The sequence below is a fragment of the Polyangium sp. 6x1 genome, from assembly GCF_029946515.1.
In the GTDB taxonomy this organism is placed as follows: Bacteria; Myxococcota_A; Polyangia; order Polyangiales; family Polyangiaceae; genus Polyangium.
The window spans coordinates 154227-166616 of sequence record NZ_JARZHH010000006.1 but is presented as its reverse complement, the minus strand read 5'-3'; the positions used below and the strand labels follow the sequence as shown (position 1 = coordinate 166616).

General features: G+C 69.3%; 18 protein-coding genes. 17 read left to right on the top strand and 1 reads right to left on the bottom strand.

Translation table 11 applies throughout. The features are described from left to right. Window positions 1-17: 17 nt before the first annotated feature. Window positions 18-1292 (top strand): tetratricopeptide repeat protein, encoded by a 1275-nt coding sequence (locus tag QHF85_RS09280; protein ID WP_281326737.1) that lies wholly within the window; start codon window positions 18-20, stop codon window positions 1290-1292. A 13-nt stretch (window positions 1293-1305) separates the two neighbouring features. On the opposite strand, the gene QHF85_RS09275 is transcribed toward QHF85_RS09280, so the two are convergent. Next, window positions 1306-3060, bottom strand: a complete 1755-nt coding sequence (locus QHF85_RS09275) for a hypothetical protein (protein WP_281326736.1) — start codon at window positions 3058-3060, stop codon at window positions 1306-1308. Between the two features lie 218 nt (window positions 3061-3278). Here QHF85_RS09275 and QHF85_RS09270 point away from each other — a divergent pair, with 218 nt between their 5' ends. The 16 genes from QHF85_RS09270 (at window position 3279) to QHF85_RS09195 (ending at window position 12385) form a co-directional block, all read left to right on the top strand. Next, window positions 3279-3548, top strand: a complete 270-nt coding sequence (locus QHF85_RS09270; protein WP_281326735.1) for a hypothetical protein — start codon at window positions 3279-3281, stop codon at window positions 3546-3548. 99 nt (window positions 3549-3647) lie between these two features. After that, the gene (locus QHF85_RS09265; protein WP_281326734.1) at window positions 3648-4427 is read left to right on the top strand and encodes a hypothetical protein; all 780 of its coding nucleotides are present in this window, start codon (window positions 3648-3650) and stop codon (window positions 4425-4427) included. A 149-nt stretch (window positions 4428-4576) separates the two neighbouring features. Further along, window positions 4577-4747, top strand: a complete 171-nt coding sequence (locus QHF85_RS09260; RefSeq protein WP_281326733.1) for a hypothetical protein — start codon at window positions 4577-4579, stop codon at window positions 4745-4747. 64 nt (window positions 4748-4811) lie between these two features. Continuing rightward, window positions 4812-5243 carry a hypothetical protein gene (locus QHF85_RS09255; protein WP_281326732.1) on the top strand — a complete coding sequence of 144 codons (432 nt, stop codon included), beginning with the start codon at window positions 4812-4814 and terminating at the stop codon, window positions 5241-5243. Next, window positions 5240-5710 carry a hypothetical protein gene (locus QHF85_RS09250; protein WP_281326731.1) on the top strand — a complete coding sequence of 157 codons (471 nt, stop codon included), beginning with the start codon at window positions 5240-5242 and terminating at the stop codon, window positions 5708-5710. Before QHF85_RS09255 ends, QHF85_RS09250 begins: the two co-directional genes overlap by 4 nt. Before the next feature lie 242 nt (window positions 5711-5952). Beyond that, window positions 5953-7608 carry a hypothetical protein gene (locus QHF85_RS09245; protein WP_281326730.1) on the top strand — a complete coding sequence of 552 codons (1656 nt, stop codon included), beginning with the start codon at window positions 5953-5955 and terminating at the stop codon, window positions 7606-7608. A 74-nt stretch (window positions 7609-7682) separates the two neighbouring features. Beyond that, the gene (locus QHF85_RS09240; protein ID WP_281326729.1) at window positions 7683-8171 is read left to right on the top strand and encodes a hypothetical protein; all 489 of its coding nucleotides are present in this window, start codon (window positions 7683-7685) and stop codon (window positions 8169-8171) included. A gap of 34 nt (window positions 8172-8205) precedes the next feature. Further along, window positions 8206-8640, top strand: coding sequence for a hypothetical protein (locus QHF85_RS09235; RefSeq protein ID WP_281326728.1), 435 nt, complete (start codon window positions 8206-8208; stop codon window positions 8638-8640). Next, window positions 8640-9095: a hypothetical protein gene (locus QHF85_RS09230; RefSeq protein ID WP_281326727.1), complete on the top strand. Its 456-nt coding sequence runs from the start codon at window positions 8640-8642 to the stop codon at window positions 9093-9095. The genes QHF85_RS09235 and QHF85_RS09230 overlap by 1 nt, the downstream gene beginning before the upstream one ends. A gap of 131 nt (window positions 9096-9226) precedes the next feature. Continuing rightward, window positions 9227-9760 (top strand): hypothetical protein, encoded by a 534-nt coding sequence (locus tag QHF85_RS09225; protein WP_281326726.1) that lies wholly within the window; start codon window positions 9227-9229, stop codon window positions 9758-9760. Between the two features lie 722 nt (window positions 9761-10482). Beyond that, the gene (locus QHF85_RS09220) at window positions 10483-11136 is read left to right on the top strand and encodes a hypothetical protein (RefSeq protein WP_281326725.1); all 654 of its coding nucleotides are present in this window, start codon (window positions 10483-10485) and stop codon (window positions 11134-11136) included. Between the two features lie 129 nt (window positions 11137-11265). Continuing rightward, window positions 11266-11457, top strand: coding sequence for a hypothetical protein (locus QHF85_RS09215; RefSeq protein WP_281326724.1), 192 nt, complete (start codon window positions 11266-11268; stop codon window positions 11455-11457). 31 nt (window positions 11458-11488) lie between these two features. Next, entirely contained in the window at window positions 11489-11713 is a 225-nt protein-coding gene (locus QHF85_RS09210; RefSeq protein WP_281326723.1) for a hypothetical protein, read from the top strand. Then, complete coding sequence (locus tag QHF85_RS09205; RefSeq protein WP_281326722.1) at window positions 11710-11976, top strand: hypothetical protein; 267 nt, start codon at window positions 11710-11712, stop codon at window positions 11974-11976. Before QHF85_RS09210 ends, QHF85_RS09205 begins: the two co-directional genes overlap by 4 nt. A gap of 20 nt (window positions 11977-11996) precedes the next feature. Continuing rightward, window positions 11997-12176, top strand: coding sequence for a hypothetical protein (locus tag QHF85_RS09200; protein WP_281326721.1), 180 nt, complete (start codon window positions 11997-11999; stop codon window positions 12174-12176). After that, window positions 12173-12385, top strand: coding sequence for a hypothetical protein (locus QHF85_RS09195; protein ID WP_281326720.1), 213 nt, complete (start codon window positions 12173-12175; stop codon window positions 12383-12385). Before QHF85_RS09200 ends, QHF85_RS09195 begins: the two co-directional genes overlap by 4 nt. Window positions 12386-12390 lie beyond the last annotated feature (5 nt).

Genomic DNA, 12390 nt, shown 5'->3' with positions numbered 1-12390 from the left:
GGGCGTCCTCGTTCGTCGTGGCCAGCCCCTCGCTCCTCGTAGACACCGTCACGCGCGCGGCGCACGCGTTCGCTCTGTCGATCGCGCCGCCGCTCTTCGCGCCCGAGCCCGGACCCGGCTCGATCGCAGGCGCCCTGGTCGCGGCCATCGTGCTCGCGGCCGTGGTGCTCGGCGCGATCCGCCTCGCCGCGCGCGTCCGCTCGCCCGAAGCGCGCTTCGCCGCCGCCGCGCTCGTCCTCTCGGTCGTCGCGTCCCTCGTCGTCGGCGCGTACTTCCGCGGCCCGCGCGCGCCGCTCGGCCGCGGCGTGCTCTTCGTCGCCGTGCCGCTGTGGACAGGCCTCGCCGCCTGCGCCGCGATCGTGGCCCCGCGAAGGAACGCGCGCCTCGTCGCGTCCGCCGTCGTGGCGCTCGGCCTCGTGCTGTTCGGCGCCTCGGCCGCGTGGCTCTTCTCGACGCCGCAGATGTGGTGGCAGACCGTGCTCCGCGACGGCGACGCGCGGCGCGCCCTCGACGTGATCACCGAGCCGCAGACGCGGGCGCGTGATCACGCAGCGGCGCTCGCCGTCGCCGATCGGTGCCTCACGCTGAAGCCCGCGAGCTGCGCCTGCGCCTCGCGCCGCGCGTTCGTCGTGCTGCACCTGCGAGATACGCCGCGCGCGCTCGACGCCGCGCACGCCGCCGTGGGCATGTGCTCCGCCGATCCGCTCGCGCAGGCCGCGCTCGCCGCCGCGCTCGCCGCGAACGGCGAGGGGAAGCGGGCCGAGGAGGTCGCGCGCGCGGCGCTCGTGGACGCGGACGAACCGCTGCTCGACTACGCGCTGGCGCTCGCGCTCGATCAGCAGGGTCGGACGACGGATGCGGCCGCGTCCGCTCGGCGAGCGTACGAGGGCGGGGCCGGTCGCGACGCGGCCGTGCTGCTTGGCGCGCTGCTCATCCGCGAGAACGACCTCGACGGCGCGGAGAAGGTCCTCGCGCCGATCGCCAAGGAAGCGCCGAACGACGCGGAGGCGCTCTTCGATCTCGGGATCATCGCGGACAAGAAGAACGACTACAACCACGCGCGGGAGCGCTACCTCGCCGCGCTGCGCGCCGATCCCAGCCTCACGGCCGCGCGCCGGAACGTCGCGCTTTTGACGCTGCGCTTCGGCGTCGTCGAGGAGGCGAAGCACCACGCGCGCAAGCTCGTCGAGGCCACGCCCGGGGATGCGCGGAGCGTGGAGCTCTTGCGGCGCATCGAGCTCGGCGCCCTCGAACGGTCCGCGCCGCCGCCCGCGCCCGCGCCCACGAAGTGACGCGTGGCCGCGCTCAGCGGTACGGCCCGAGGCTCGTCGCGCCCGCGAGCGTGGCGACCGCGGCGGCGAACGCGTCGGCCGTGGCGAGCAGCTCTTCGGGGTCCTGCACGAGGGGCAAACGAACGCCGAGGCGCGCCTCTTCGAGCAGGGTCTCGCGCCCCGTGGCCTTCGTGAGCGTCTCGCTCCACGAGGCCGGAAGCTCGCGCTCGGGCCGCGGCGACCAGAGCCGGCTCTCGGCCGGGCGCTCGTCCTCCCAGCGGTGATCGAGCGACAGCGGGATGCCCGCGCGGGAGAAGCCGTCGATCGCGAGATCACCGACCCGGAGGCGCGCGCCGCGCTGCTCGGCGAAGCGCTGGAAGGCAGGGAGGGCCTGCGCGAGCGCGGCGGGCGGGGGCACCGTGGAGATCGCCTTCGCCAGGCGATGCGCGAGCATCTGCGCACGCGCGAGGAACCGCTCGAGGCCCGAGACCTGGTAGACGCCGCCTTTCTGCACGACCACCACGTGCTCGTCGTCGAGCGCAGCCTCGTCGAAGACCTCGAGCGCGTCGCGCACCTCGGCGCCGAGCAGGCTCGTCGCCTGCATGGGCTCGCGCGCCCGCACCGTGAAGCGTTTGGCGAGGCGTTTGTCCAGGCCGGGCAGCTTCTCGCCGAAATCGGTCCAGCGTCGCTCGGCGAGGCGCACATCGAGGCCAAGCGCGGGGAACGCGAGCTCGGCGACGAGGCAGGGCCCCATGCCCTCGCGGTGCTCCTCGGTGACCTCGACGCGGATGCCCCGCACGTCGAGCGTGAGCATGGCTTGCTCGGGATCGAAGTCGACCACGGTGTATCCCGCGGCGCGGACCGCGTCTGCGCCTGCGCGCCAGACCGACAGGTGGCGCTGTTTGCCGACGAGCGGCAGACCCTTGACGGCCTTGCGCGCGCCGCGCTGGCGCTCGACGACGACGGGCACGCGCAGGGAGATGTCGCGGCCGAAGGCCACGACGGCGACGACCTCGAGCGCGTGGTCGACGCGGATGAAGGGCGACTGGAAGGTGGGCACGAGATCGGGCGGGATGCTGATCCGGAACGGGATCGATGCGCCCTCCTCGGGGGTGCCTTCGAAGAGCTGCCACGTGCGCCTGTCGACCTCGGCGGGGCCGGCGGTGCTGGGGACGAGCGCGGTCTCGACGTGGCTCGTCGACAGCTCGATGCGCCGGAGCCTGCGATCGCCGAGGCCCGTGAGCGCGATGGCGCCCGCGAGGGTGCCCGCGACGGGCAGGCGTTGGTCCTCGACGGAGAGCTCGATCACCGGGTCCTCGCCGCGGTGCTCGCCGGCCTGGTTCGTGAACACGCGCGGCTCCGGGGGCGTGGCGGGCGCGGTGGGGACGCGGATCGGCAGGACGTAGGTCTCGTGGCGATCGGGCCACCACGGGATGTTCACGTGGACGGAGAGCTCGTACGCGATCGAGCTGTATCCGCTGCGGTAGGTGGGCGGGAGGCCGTGCGGCAGCGGGAAATCGATCGCCTGCTCCCAGGTCCCGGGCTCGAGCACGCCCGCGGGAAAACGCTTCCCGAGCCGCAAGATCTCGCGGCGATGGTACTTGCGGGTGGAGGTCTTGCCGTTGGAGGACGTGCGCCGATAGCGCGACTCGCGACCCACGAGCTCGACGTCGATCGCGTCGAAGGGCGTTTGCGTCGTGGACTTCAGGTGGACATGAACGCGGACCCTGTCGCCGGGGCTCGGCTCGGCCGGGTCGAGATACACGGTGACGTCGGGGCGGCTGCGCATCGGGGCGAGCCATCATCCCCGAGGATACGGCCGGGGCACAAGCTCGAGGCGGCGGGACCGTGGAGACGAGCCTCAGTGCCCCGCGCCGGATCCGCCTTGCAAATCGAGCACGCCCATCATGCCGGCGTCGGCGTGATCGAGGATGTGGCAGTGGTACAAGCGAGGGGCCTTCGCCGGAGGGGTTCACGCCGGTTTCCACGGACATCGAGGCGAGCAACGTGCCGGCATCGACGACGAGCCCGCCACGCGCGGACGCTTCCGAGGCCCTGGCGGACGCTTCCGCGCCATCGACGAGCACGCCGACGAGCAACCACCGCGAGGCGCTCTTGCAGTCGTTGCTCGATGCCGCGCGCGCGGCCGTCGCAGCCGGAGACCTCGAGGCCGCGCGCATCGCGCACGAGGCCGCGGGGAAGCTCCTCGGCGAGGGGGAGGGGAAGGGCGCCGCGCCGGTAGTCGATCTCGGGCGGGAGCGCAAGAGGCGGAGGTGAGGCGCGACGGGCGCCCCCCTGTGATGGTATGAGCTTGAAGAAGAGCGGCCCCGGGGGCTGGCACCCCCGGGGCCGCGGACAGGAACGTGAGGGGTTCCCGTGACGAAAACGGTAAGACGCAAGCAAGGCGCTGGCAAGTCGGCTACTGCGACACCCGAGGCCGAACAACGAATAGCCCGCAGTGTGCTCGGTCGTGTTGAGGATGATCCTCCCTATCAGTACGGGGAGGATTGGACGGAAGACGCCAGGGCCGATGCCATGCGTCAATTTCGGCGGCTCGCTCACTGGTATACGCGATCCGTCCGGTCTTATGCCCAGGCGCCGCCAGAAGTGCGTCGGCACCGCGCCCGCATGATGACAATCGCACGCATTCTTAGCGCAACACTTGCCGCCCATGCGACCAATGATGAGACGTTGCTTCGCCAGCTAGAGCAGCTGTCACGCCCTTATCTCAGGCGCCTTGATTGCGATCCTGGTGCGAAGGGAGTTGCGGACACACTTGGGCACGATAATCCCAAGGACGCCCTTCTTGAATCCGTCTTGGTCAGTATGCACGCAATCCTTACGAGCGATGAGGTGATGGGGCGCAAGATTGAAGGAATTGCCGACGCAGTTGCCAACGACCTCATCGCTAACTTCTATGACGTCTTTATCGACGGTCTGAAGGACGACGCTCAACTACATGCATACGATGAGGCGCAGTGGAATGCGGTTGGTGACGCGATAAGGCGGACTCTGCAGCAACTACCTCTCGGCCAGTGGCCCAAAGACGGCGTCGAGATTGGGGAGCGGGTGATCCGCGCTGGGCTCCGCGCCCTCGGGCACGCTCGTGCTGACGACTTTTTCGACTACCGCCGCCATCGCTGCGAGGACGACTAGCACCGAGTCAAGCCTCTCCGGAGCCTGTAGGCAGGTTACGGATCGAGCCCTCCGGAACCTGGGGGACGGTTCCGGAGTTAGATGCCCATCGCCGTGCGTCGTGGTTGGTTCCGCGCACTGTGAGACGCGAACTATCAGCTGGACAGAAGGTGCTCATCATCGCGGGGCTCTCGGGCACGGATCCGCGAACGGTCGAGAAGTGCCTGTCGGGTAACCCCGTGCGCGGCGTGCTTGCACGAGAGCGGATCGAGACCGCGCTTCGCACGTGGGATGCGATGGTTGCCGCCTACGAACTCGCGCGGCGCGAGGCAGCGGCCTGAAAACGGTTGCGGCGCCGTGGGAGGGGTGCCCGCCGGCGCCGCGCTGGGAACGAAAAGACGAAGCATGCGGAACCTAACAGCATTGCCCAGCCTGGGCAAGGCCGGCGGCGTGGTCGAGGTGGTTTTGCCCATTCCCCTCGATCGCGTGACGGTGATCCAGCAGCAGCCGGCGCTCCTGCACCGGCGCAACTGCGAGCCCGTGACGGGCCTTCGGTGGCGCCGCCTCGCCGCCCTGCTCCACAAGCCCGGGTGCCCCGTGCGCGCCGTCGTGATCGGGGGCGAGGAGCACTTCGACACCGCGCTCGTGCTCGCGTACCTGCGCACGCTGGCGGCCCGGCCCGAGGGCGAGCCCAGCGAGGGGGAAGTGGGGGCCAGCCCTGCCGCCGAGAAGAGCACCGAGGAGCTCCAGGGCGAGATGCTCCGCGGCCTCGGCTACCAGACACCGCCGCAACCCCCTCCCTCGCCGAGGCCCCGTACGCGGAAGGCGGCACGATGAACCGCGCCGCACGGAGAGCTGCGCGCGCGAGCCAACGCCAGCGGACACGCGCGCGGCGAGGTGCTGAGGGCTCGATCGGCTACGTCATGCTCGACGCCGGCCGAAGCACGTTCGGGATGTCCCCGGGCGAGCTGACGGGGCCCATCGAGCGCTCGATCGACGCCGGGCAATTCGCTCGGTTCGGCACGGGGCGTCTCCTCTTGAAGGCCGTCCCGTTGTCCTGCCATCCGCCGCCCGCCGACTTCGCAGGCGATCCGCTCTACATGCAGACGATCGGCGTCTTCGTCTTCCGGCTCGAGGACGAGCTCGCGAGGCTTCGCACCGAGGGCGCGGGCGGCGAGGAGCTCGCGGCCCTCATCGAGAAGGAGACGATCGGGCGGCTCGTCGCCCTCGTGTACGAGGGACACCCGCAAGGCGGCTATGGGATCTTCGAGCGCTTCGACCTTTCGCCCGGGGGCGACGCGTGAACGAGGGCAGCGTGGCGACGCACGACAGCCCGGGCGACCCCGAGATCGCCGGGAGTGCCCCCGCAGGCGTCACCGGCAGTGCGCGCACCATGCGCGACCAGCGGTCGCCTCGGCGTGGCACGGGACGATCACCGGGCCGCCCCCGGACGCGCGTGCCGCCGCCGTCGCCTGGCGTCGCCGAGCTCTCTGGGGCAGGCGACGAGAGGCCGCGGGTCAAGATCTTCGCTGGGGAAGGCCCGCGCGTGATCGATCGCGTCGTGGAAGCCCTCGCCGCCGATCCGGACCTGTACCAGCGGTGTCCGCCTGGCGAATTGATCCGGGTCATCCGCGCCGCCGATAACGAGGCCCATTTCGACGGAGGCGGCGTCGAGCGCGAGGCTTCGCGGGTGCGTGCCCCGATGCGCGCGCGCCAGCCCTTTGTGCAGGTGCTTCCGCTGCCCGCGCTATGGGAGCACGTGTCCAACGCGGTGGTGCTCCTGAAGTATTCTAAGCAGGAAGCCGACTGGCTCCCGACGGATCCGCCAAAGGCCCACCTCGAGGCCATCATGTCGCGGCAGCGGTGGAATGGTATTCGGGACTTCGCCGGGATCGTCGAAACCCCGACGATGCGGCCGGACGGGAGCATCATCGACACGCCCGGTCACGACGCAAGAACGGGGTTTGTCTACATTCCAGCCGCGGACTATGCGCCGATTCCCGAGCGCCCCTCACGCGACGACGCCCGCGCCGCTCTCGCCGAGCTGCAGGACTACTTCTGCGATTTCCCCTTCGCCCGACCCGAGCACCTCTCCGTGGTGCTCGCCGCTGCGATGTCGATCATCGTGCGTCCAGCAATCGACGGGCCTGTCCCCGCGTTCGTCTTCGACGCGGCGACGCCAGGCACAGGAAAAACCCTGCTCCTCGATGCCGTGTCCGTCATTGCGTGCGGCAGGCCGGCGAGCCGTACGACCTTCCCGCGCGACGAGGAGGAGCTCGAGAAGGTGCTCGCGGGGTATGCGATCAAGGCGCCTCCCCTGGTGCCGTTCGATAACCTCGGCGTGCAGCCGGGTGGTCACCCGATCGCCTTCGGAGGCGGGCCGCTGGACAAGGTGCTGACCGCCCATGGCGCCGTGGATCTTCGAGTTCTGGGCAAGACGGGGCAGCCCACGCTGCAATGGTATTCCGTGATCATCGCTACCGGCAACAACGTCGATGTCCTCGGAGACACCGTGCGCCGGACGCTGATGGCGCGCGTCGAAGCCAAGGAGGAGCGGCCCGACGAGCGGGACCCCAGGGCGTTCAAGCATCACCCGTTGCTGGATATCCTGCGCACGCAACATCCACGGCTCGTGTGGTGCGTGCTCGTTATCGTGCGAGCGTACATCGCCGCCGAGCGGCCAGACATGAGCACGGGGACCATCGGCGGCTATGACAAGTGGGCCGAGCTCATCCCTCCGGCTCTCGTGCACGCGGGCGCGCCAAACCCGCTCCTTGCCCGCGCGGAACCAGATGACGGCGCTTCCGATGGGCGCGAGCACATGGGCGTCATTCTGCAGCAGTGGAAGGAGCTCGATCCGGAACACAAGGGCCTGCTTGCGCAGCAGGTGAAAGAGCTCCTCTGGCCCGCCGACCGCACGCCGAAAGAGTACGACAAGCGCTACGACGGGCTTCGCTCGGCTTTCGCCGCCCTCATCCCGCGCTTCCAGGCGGGCACGCCGCCGACAACAGACCAGGTAGGGAAGGTTTTTCGCCGGTGGAAAGGGCGCGTCGTGGGCGCGCTGAAGATCGCACAGGTGGGAGAGCAGCGTGGAGTGAAACTTTGGGCCCCCGTTGCCAAGGCTGCCAGACCGATCTCGGTCGACGCCGATGAAGACGTAGAGCGCGAGGCGATCCAGGCCGAAGCAAGCGGCGCGGGCTGAAAGTTCCGGGCCCTCGTTGGGCCATCGACCATTGACGCAGGAAGAGCCGGCCGAGGGCCGGACGGGAGAGGTGTATGCTTTCGGACGAACAAGAGCGATTCAAGCAGTCGATGATAATCGCGTTTGCCGTGCTGCTGATATTGCGCGGCGTCATTGGTGAGCGGCGCTCGTTTGCCGTGCGGTCACACGCGTGTGGCTTCTGCAAGCTGTGGCGCGATATGGTGCGGGCGCATGGGCTGAAGTGGGATGCCGAAGCGCCCTTGGCCATCGACACGCCTGCGCCGCACCCGATAAAGAGCACGCACGGGCCCCTGTGCGAGTCGTGCGTCGGCGAGATGCGCACGATCTCGGACGTCATCGACGAGGCGGATCTCGGCCCGCTGACGCTGCAGGCCTACACGTTCGCGCTCTCCCGAGCGCCTCTCAAGGAGATGATAGCGGTCGCGAGGACCCGAGGCCTGACCCCCGAGGCATACGCCGAAGAATTCGCGGCGGACACGCTCCGCCCTTTCGCGCACGTGCTCCACACCACCATGACGGAAGCGCCCAACGTATTGCATTGAACCGGCCACGAGCCGGAGAAGGAAGAGACGGACCATGGCCACGAAGACGAACGCCCGCACCACGAAGACCTCGAAGCTGTGCGCCATTCCAGCGAACGACACCGCACCCGAACGTGGAGCGGACGATTTCGAGTATCGGTTCTCGCGGCTCCTGGCGAACATGGGCAGCCGCTTTGGGCGGACGGCGAAGACCAGGGCGCCCCTGTTGAAGGAGGCGCGCGCCAGGGTGGCGGCCTGGCGCAAGTCCTTCGTCGTGCAGCTCGATCCGACGGTGCTCGCGATGATCGCCGCGCAGCTCGACAGAATCGACGGCATCCTGCTCGCTGCGCAGGCCCTCGACGAGCGATTCCCGGACACGTCGAATGGGACCATTCAGGTGCTCATGGGGGCCGCGTTTCATGCGTTCCACGCTCTGCCTGGCGAATGGCGCCTGGCCGCTGCCCGCGCCCCGAAAGCGGGTGCAGCGTGATGGCCGTCGAGCAGGCCCGGGAGGCGGTTGTCGCAATGACCCTCATTTCCAGAGGGCTCACAGGCGAGCGGATGCATTACGCCGTACGCTCGCACGCGTGCCATTTGTGTGCCTTGTGGGCGCTTGCTCTTGAGGAGAACGGGATCACGGGCGAGCGGGTTGCGCCGAACGCTGCCGAGGTCCCAGCGACCCATGAGGGCATGCTCTGCGAGGGATGCGCGTCGGAGCACCTTGCAAACGCGGAGATGATGCGGGCCCTCCAGCTCGCGCACGTGCCGCTTGGGGAATTCATCCACCACACCCATCCACGCTTCTTGCTGCCGCGTCTCGTTGAGGGGACGCGAGAGCTTGGCCGCTCCCTGGAAGAGCTCGCCAAGATCGTCTCGGCCCCAGGAGCTTCGCGGTATGCTCGCGTAGTGGTCGAGCCGAAGCTCGCCGCCCTCCTCGCCTCGTAGCCCCTCCGCTCACCACCCGCGGAACTCGCCTTGCGTCCAGTCAGGGACGGCCGTGGCGGACGGCTGGGGTGTCCTGCCGCGCCCAGGCGGGCCTCTCGCGGGCGCTCTGCTCCGCGAGACTCGCCGATCGCTTGGCGACGACGCCCGACGAGCTCCTCGCGTGGCCCTGGCATCAGCTCGTGATTCCCTGGCGGGACGAGCACGGCCGGATCACGACGATCCAGCGACGGGACATCCGCCGCGACGAGGCCCGAGGCGATCGGCCGAAATACGTGGGGACGCGAGGGAGACCGCCCGGCGCGCCATACGGCGTCGTCGATCGGCTCGCCGGACCTCCGCGTCCGCTGCTCTACGTGGAAGGCGCCGTCGATGTCCTCGCGGCTCGGGTGCTCGCCCGAGGCCCCGTCGACGTGCTGGGGATCCCTGGCGTCGGGACCTGGGAAGAGAAGCTCGCCGTGTATGGGGAAGGCCGGCGCGTGCTTGTCGGCTTCGACCGCGACGAGGCCAAGCGGCCCGGGGAGCTGCCCGCAGGCGAGGCCACCGCGAGGCTCGCGGCCGTGGCGCTCTCGGCGAGGGGCGCGAGCGTCGAGCGCGTGCTGCCGCCCCGCGGGGCGAAGGACTGGGGCGCCGCTCTCGAGGCGCAGCTCGCCAAGCGGCGGCGGTAGGTGGGCTCGACCTCGTGCCGATGACGTGCCATCGGACGGCTGCGGAGTTGTGCCTTACATCGCACAGGGTTTTCGCGGCGCATCTCGAGTGTCAAAAACCCTGTCGAATGTAAGCGTAAAATCTGTCGTGCGAGCACGTCGCCGGGCTGCTCGTGTGTGAGCTGTAATGCAGGAACGGAACGGCGAGAGCAAGGAACGCCAATGGTTCCGCTGTGCTGCAAGTTCTGTGAGTGTGCTTGCGCCTGCGGGGATGCGGGGATAGGCGGGGATAGTTGCAGCCCTACGCGAGCGAAACGTGAAAACCCCGTCTGCATAGTTTACGCGTTTTCGTATGAGACAGCCGGAAACATCCCCGCTCATCCCCGCATCCCCGCAGTGAGACCTCCCCCTCGCAGCCCCTCGTGTGCAATGGTGCTGTAAATCGTGGCGGTTCGAGGCCCCGAAAACAGTTCCAGGGGGTTGCCGGGCGCAAGGGAGGCGAAATTCCCGCGAAGCTCCTCACGCCGCGCAATCGTTGTTCACAAGGACACGAATTCACTCCGGCCGACCGACTCCCGCCACCTCGAGTGAACGGCGGCGGACACGGGTTACAAATGGCAGAATGAACACGGACAACCCCGGTGAACGCAGCGCGGACACGCATTGCAACGTGTGAAGCCCGAGCGAGCGTGTCCGCCGTGTAACCGCTGCTCGCTCGTGAACGTGAACGGAGGTCCGGCCCCATGGCCGACGTGATTCCCCTTCCATCGCCGCTCTCGCTGCTCGTCCCGTCGCCCGCGCCTCGCCGCCGGCCGCGAGGAGGGACGATTGAGGTCCCCTCCTGGCCGGGCCCGCTCCCAGCGGCGCCGGTGCTCGCGGCGTACCGCGGCACCTACAAGCCCGACCCGGGCGCGCGCTACCAGCTCGCGGCGGCTCGCCCCCGCGGGTGCGCCCCGCTGCCCCTCGGCGCGGTCATGCTCGACGCGAGCGCCGAGAAGGCCCGGATCGCCGAGCGGTGCCGCTGCGCGCCGGCCCTCGTGACCATGGTGGCCAAGGGCTCGCGGCCGGCCTCGCCCCGCATGCGGGAAGAGCTCGAGGAGCACGCAGGCATTCCAGCCCTGGCCTGGTTCCTCTGGGAGCGCCCCACGTGGCGCGCCGCGGCGGCTGGCTCGGCGGTGGATCGTCGGATCGCGAGGAGGCCGCTCGCGAGCGCCGCCCGACGCGCGGAGGTCCTCCTTCGTCGAGCTCTCGATGGGCGCTTCGCCGGTTCGGCGGCGGAGGTGACGGAGCTCTTGAAGGACGCCCGCGTCGCCGTCGCCGAGCTGCAGGCCGCGCTCGCCCACCTGGACGGCAAGCCCCCTCCTCGCTGGCCTGCCCCCGCTGCCCTGCGCCCGTAGCGTCGCATCAAGCGGCACGGTGCGCGCTTTGCGCATAATGCGCGCAATGCCCATTGCGATCATTTCGACGCCACCGCCGAAATGCCCTGTACGAATACGCCCGCCGCGCGTATCATAGCCTCCGACGCTATGAGCAAGGGACACGGCCGACCCGTGACGGTGTACCTCGACGAGGATACCGAGCAGCGGGTGAACCAGCACCGCATTCCCCAAACGCCCGGCGCGCGCATCCCCTCGTTTTCCGAGGTGCTCCGCGCGGCGGCCAATCGCGGGCTCGACGAATCGGAGCGGCAGCGCGCCTCGAGCGCAAGTGCCGCGTGATGATCGCGACCCCATAAGGACGGACGAACCTATGCAGAAAAACAGCACCCGCATCACGCCGAGCGGTAACTCGGCGACCATGCGGCTTTTCAAGCTCGCGCCGGGCGTGAAGCCGATCGACGGTGCGAGCGGTGGCGTGACGGCGGACGACCCGAGGAAGACGGGTCGGCTCGTCACGTTCTCGGTTGTGGACGCCTTCGACGAGATCCGCAAGTCGACCAATGAGCGTCGGGAAGCCGCGCAGAGGATTCGATGAAAACCACGAAGCACGACGACGAGGACAGCGTCTTCTACCCCTCGGGTAACAAGAGCACGCAGGCGGCCTTCCGCGTGATGGCGCGGAAGAAGGACGGCGTGTCGGCGCGTGGGGTCCACAAGTGCTCGCAGCAGGAGATGCGCGAGACGGGTTGCCTGATGCGCTTCTCGCTGACCGATGCGCTGCCCATGCTGCGCGAAGTCGCCGAGGAAAACGCCCGGCGTGATCGCAAGGCGGCCATGAACCGCATCGGGGGCGCGTGATGGCGCAAAAGCAAAACCCCTTGGCTCGTGCGATCGCCGAAGCGGAGAACGACCCCGTGTTCCGGCAGGCGCTCGGAATCGGCTCCGCGAAGCACGACGGGATCCACTACGACATCCCGGGCCACGTCGTTTACATCGACGGCTCCGAGCGTCTGCGGCATCAGCGCGAGACGTTCAGGAACAGGATGGCGGCGCAATGACGCAGCTCCTTGCGAAAAAGGCGGATCGCCTGCAGGTCGCGAAGGCGATGGGGCAACCGACGGAGGCGCCCCGCGGTCCGGCGATCACCAAGATTCCCGGCGCCAGCACGGTCTTCGACCTCGGCACCATGACCCCCAAGCAGTGGCGCGCCAAGCGCGCGGCCGGCTGGGATCCCACCAAGGAATTCCCCCTCGCAAGTGAGGCCTGAATCTC

Bases quoted from the DNA above. Each gene is read 5' to 3' on its own strand.
- QHF85_RS09240 (WP_281326729.1), top strand. From the start codon at position 7,683: ATGCTTTCGGACGAACAAGAGCGATTCAAGCAGTCGATGATAATCGCG.
- QHF85_RS09220 (WP_281326725.1), top strand. From the start codon at position 10,483: ATGGCCGACGTGATTCCCCTTCCATCGCCGCTCTCGCTGCTCGTCCCG.
- QHF85_RS09210 (WP_281326723.1), top strand. From the start codon at position 11,489: ATGCAGAAAAACAGCACCCGCATCACGCCGAGCGGTAACTCGGCGACC.
- QHF85_RS09275 (WP_281326736.1), bottom strand. From the start codon at position 3,060: ATGCGCAGCCGCCCCGACGTCACCGTGTATCTCGACCCGGCCGAGCCG.
- QHF85_RS09230 (WP_281326727.1), top strand. From the start codon at position 8,640: ATGGCCGTCGAGCAGGCCCGGGAGGCGGTTGTCGCAATGACCCTCATT.
- QHF85_RS09255 (WP_281326732.1), top strand. From the start codon at position 4,812: ATGCGGAACCTAACAGCATTGCCCAGCCTGGGCAAGGCCGGCGGCGTG.
- QHF85_RS09250 (WP_281326731.1), top strand. From the start codon at position 5,240: ATGAACCGCGCCGCACGGAGAGCTGCGCGCGCGAGCCAACGCCAGCGG.
- QHF85_RS09195 (WP_281326720.1), top strand. From the start codon at position 12,173: ATGACGCAGCTCCTTGCGAAAAAGGCGGATCGCCTGCAGGTCGCGAAG.
- QHF85_RS09215 (WP_281326724.1), top strand. From the start codon at position 11,266: ATGAGCAAGGGACACGGCCGACCCGTGACGGTGTACCTCGACGAGGAT.
- QHF85_RS09205 (WP_281326722.1), top strand. From the start codon at position 11,710: ATGAAAACCACGAAGCACGACGACGAGGACAGCGTCTTCTACCCCTCG.
- QHF85_RS09235 (WP_281326728.1), top strand. From the start codon at position 8,206: ATGGCCACGAAGACGAACGCCCGCACCACGAAGACCTCGAAGCTGTGC.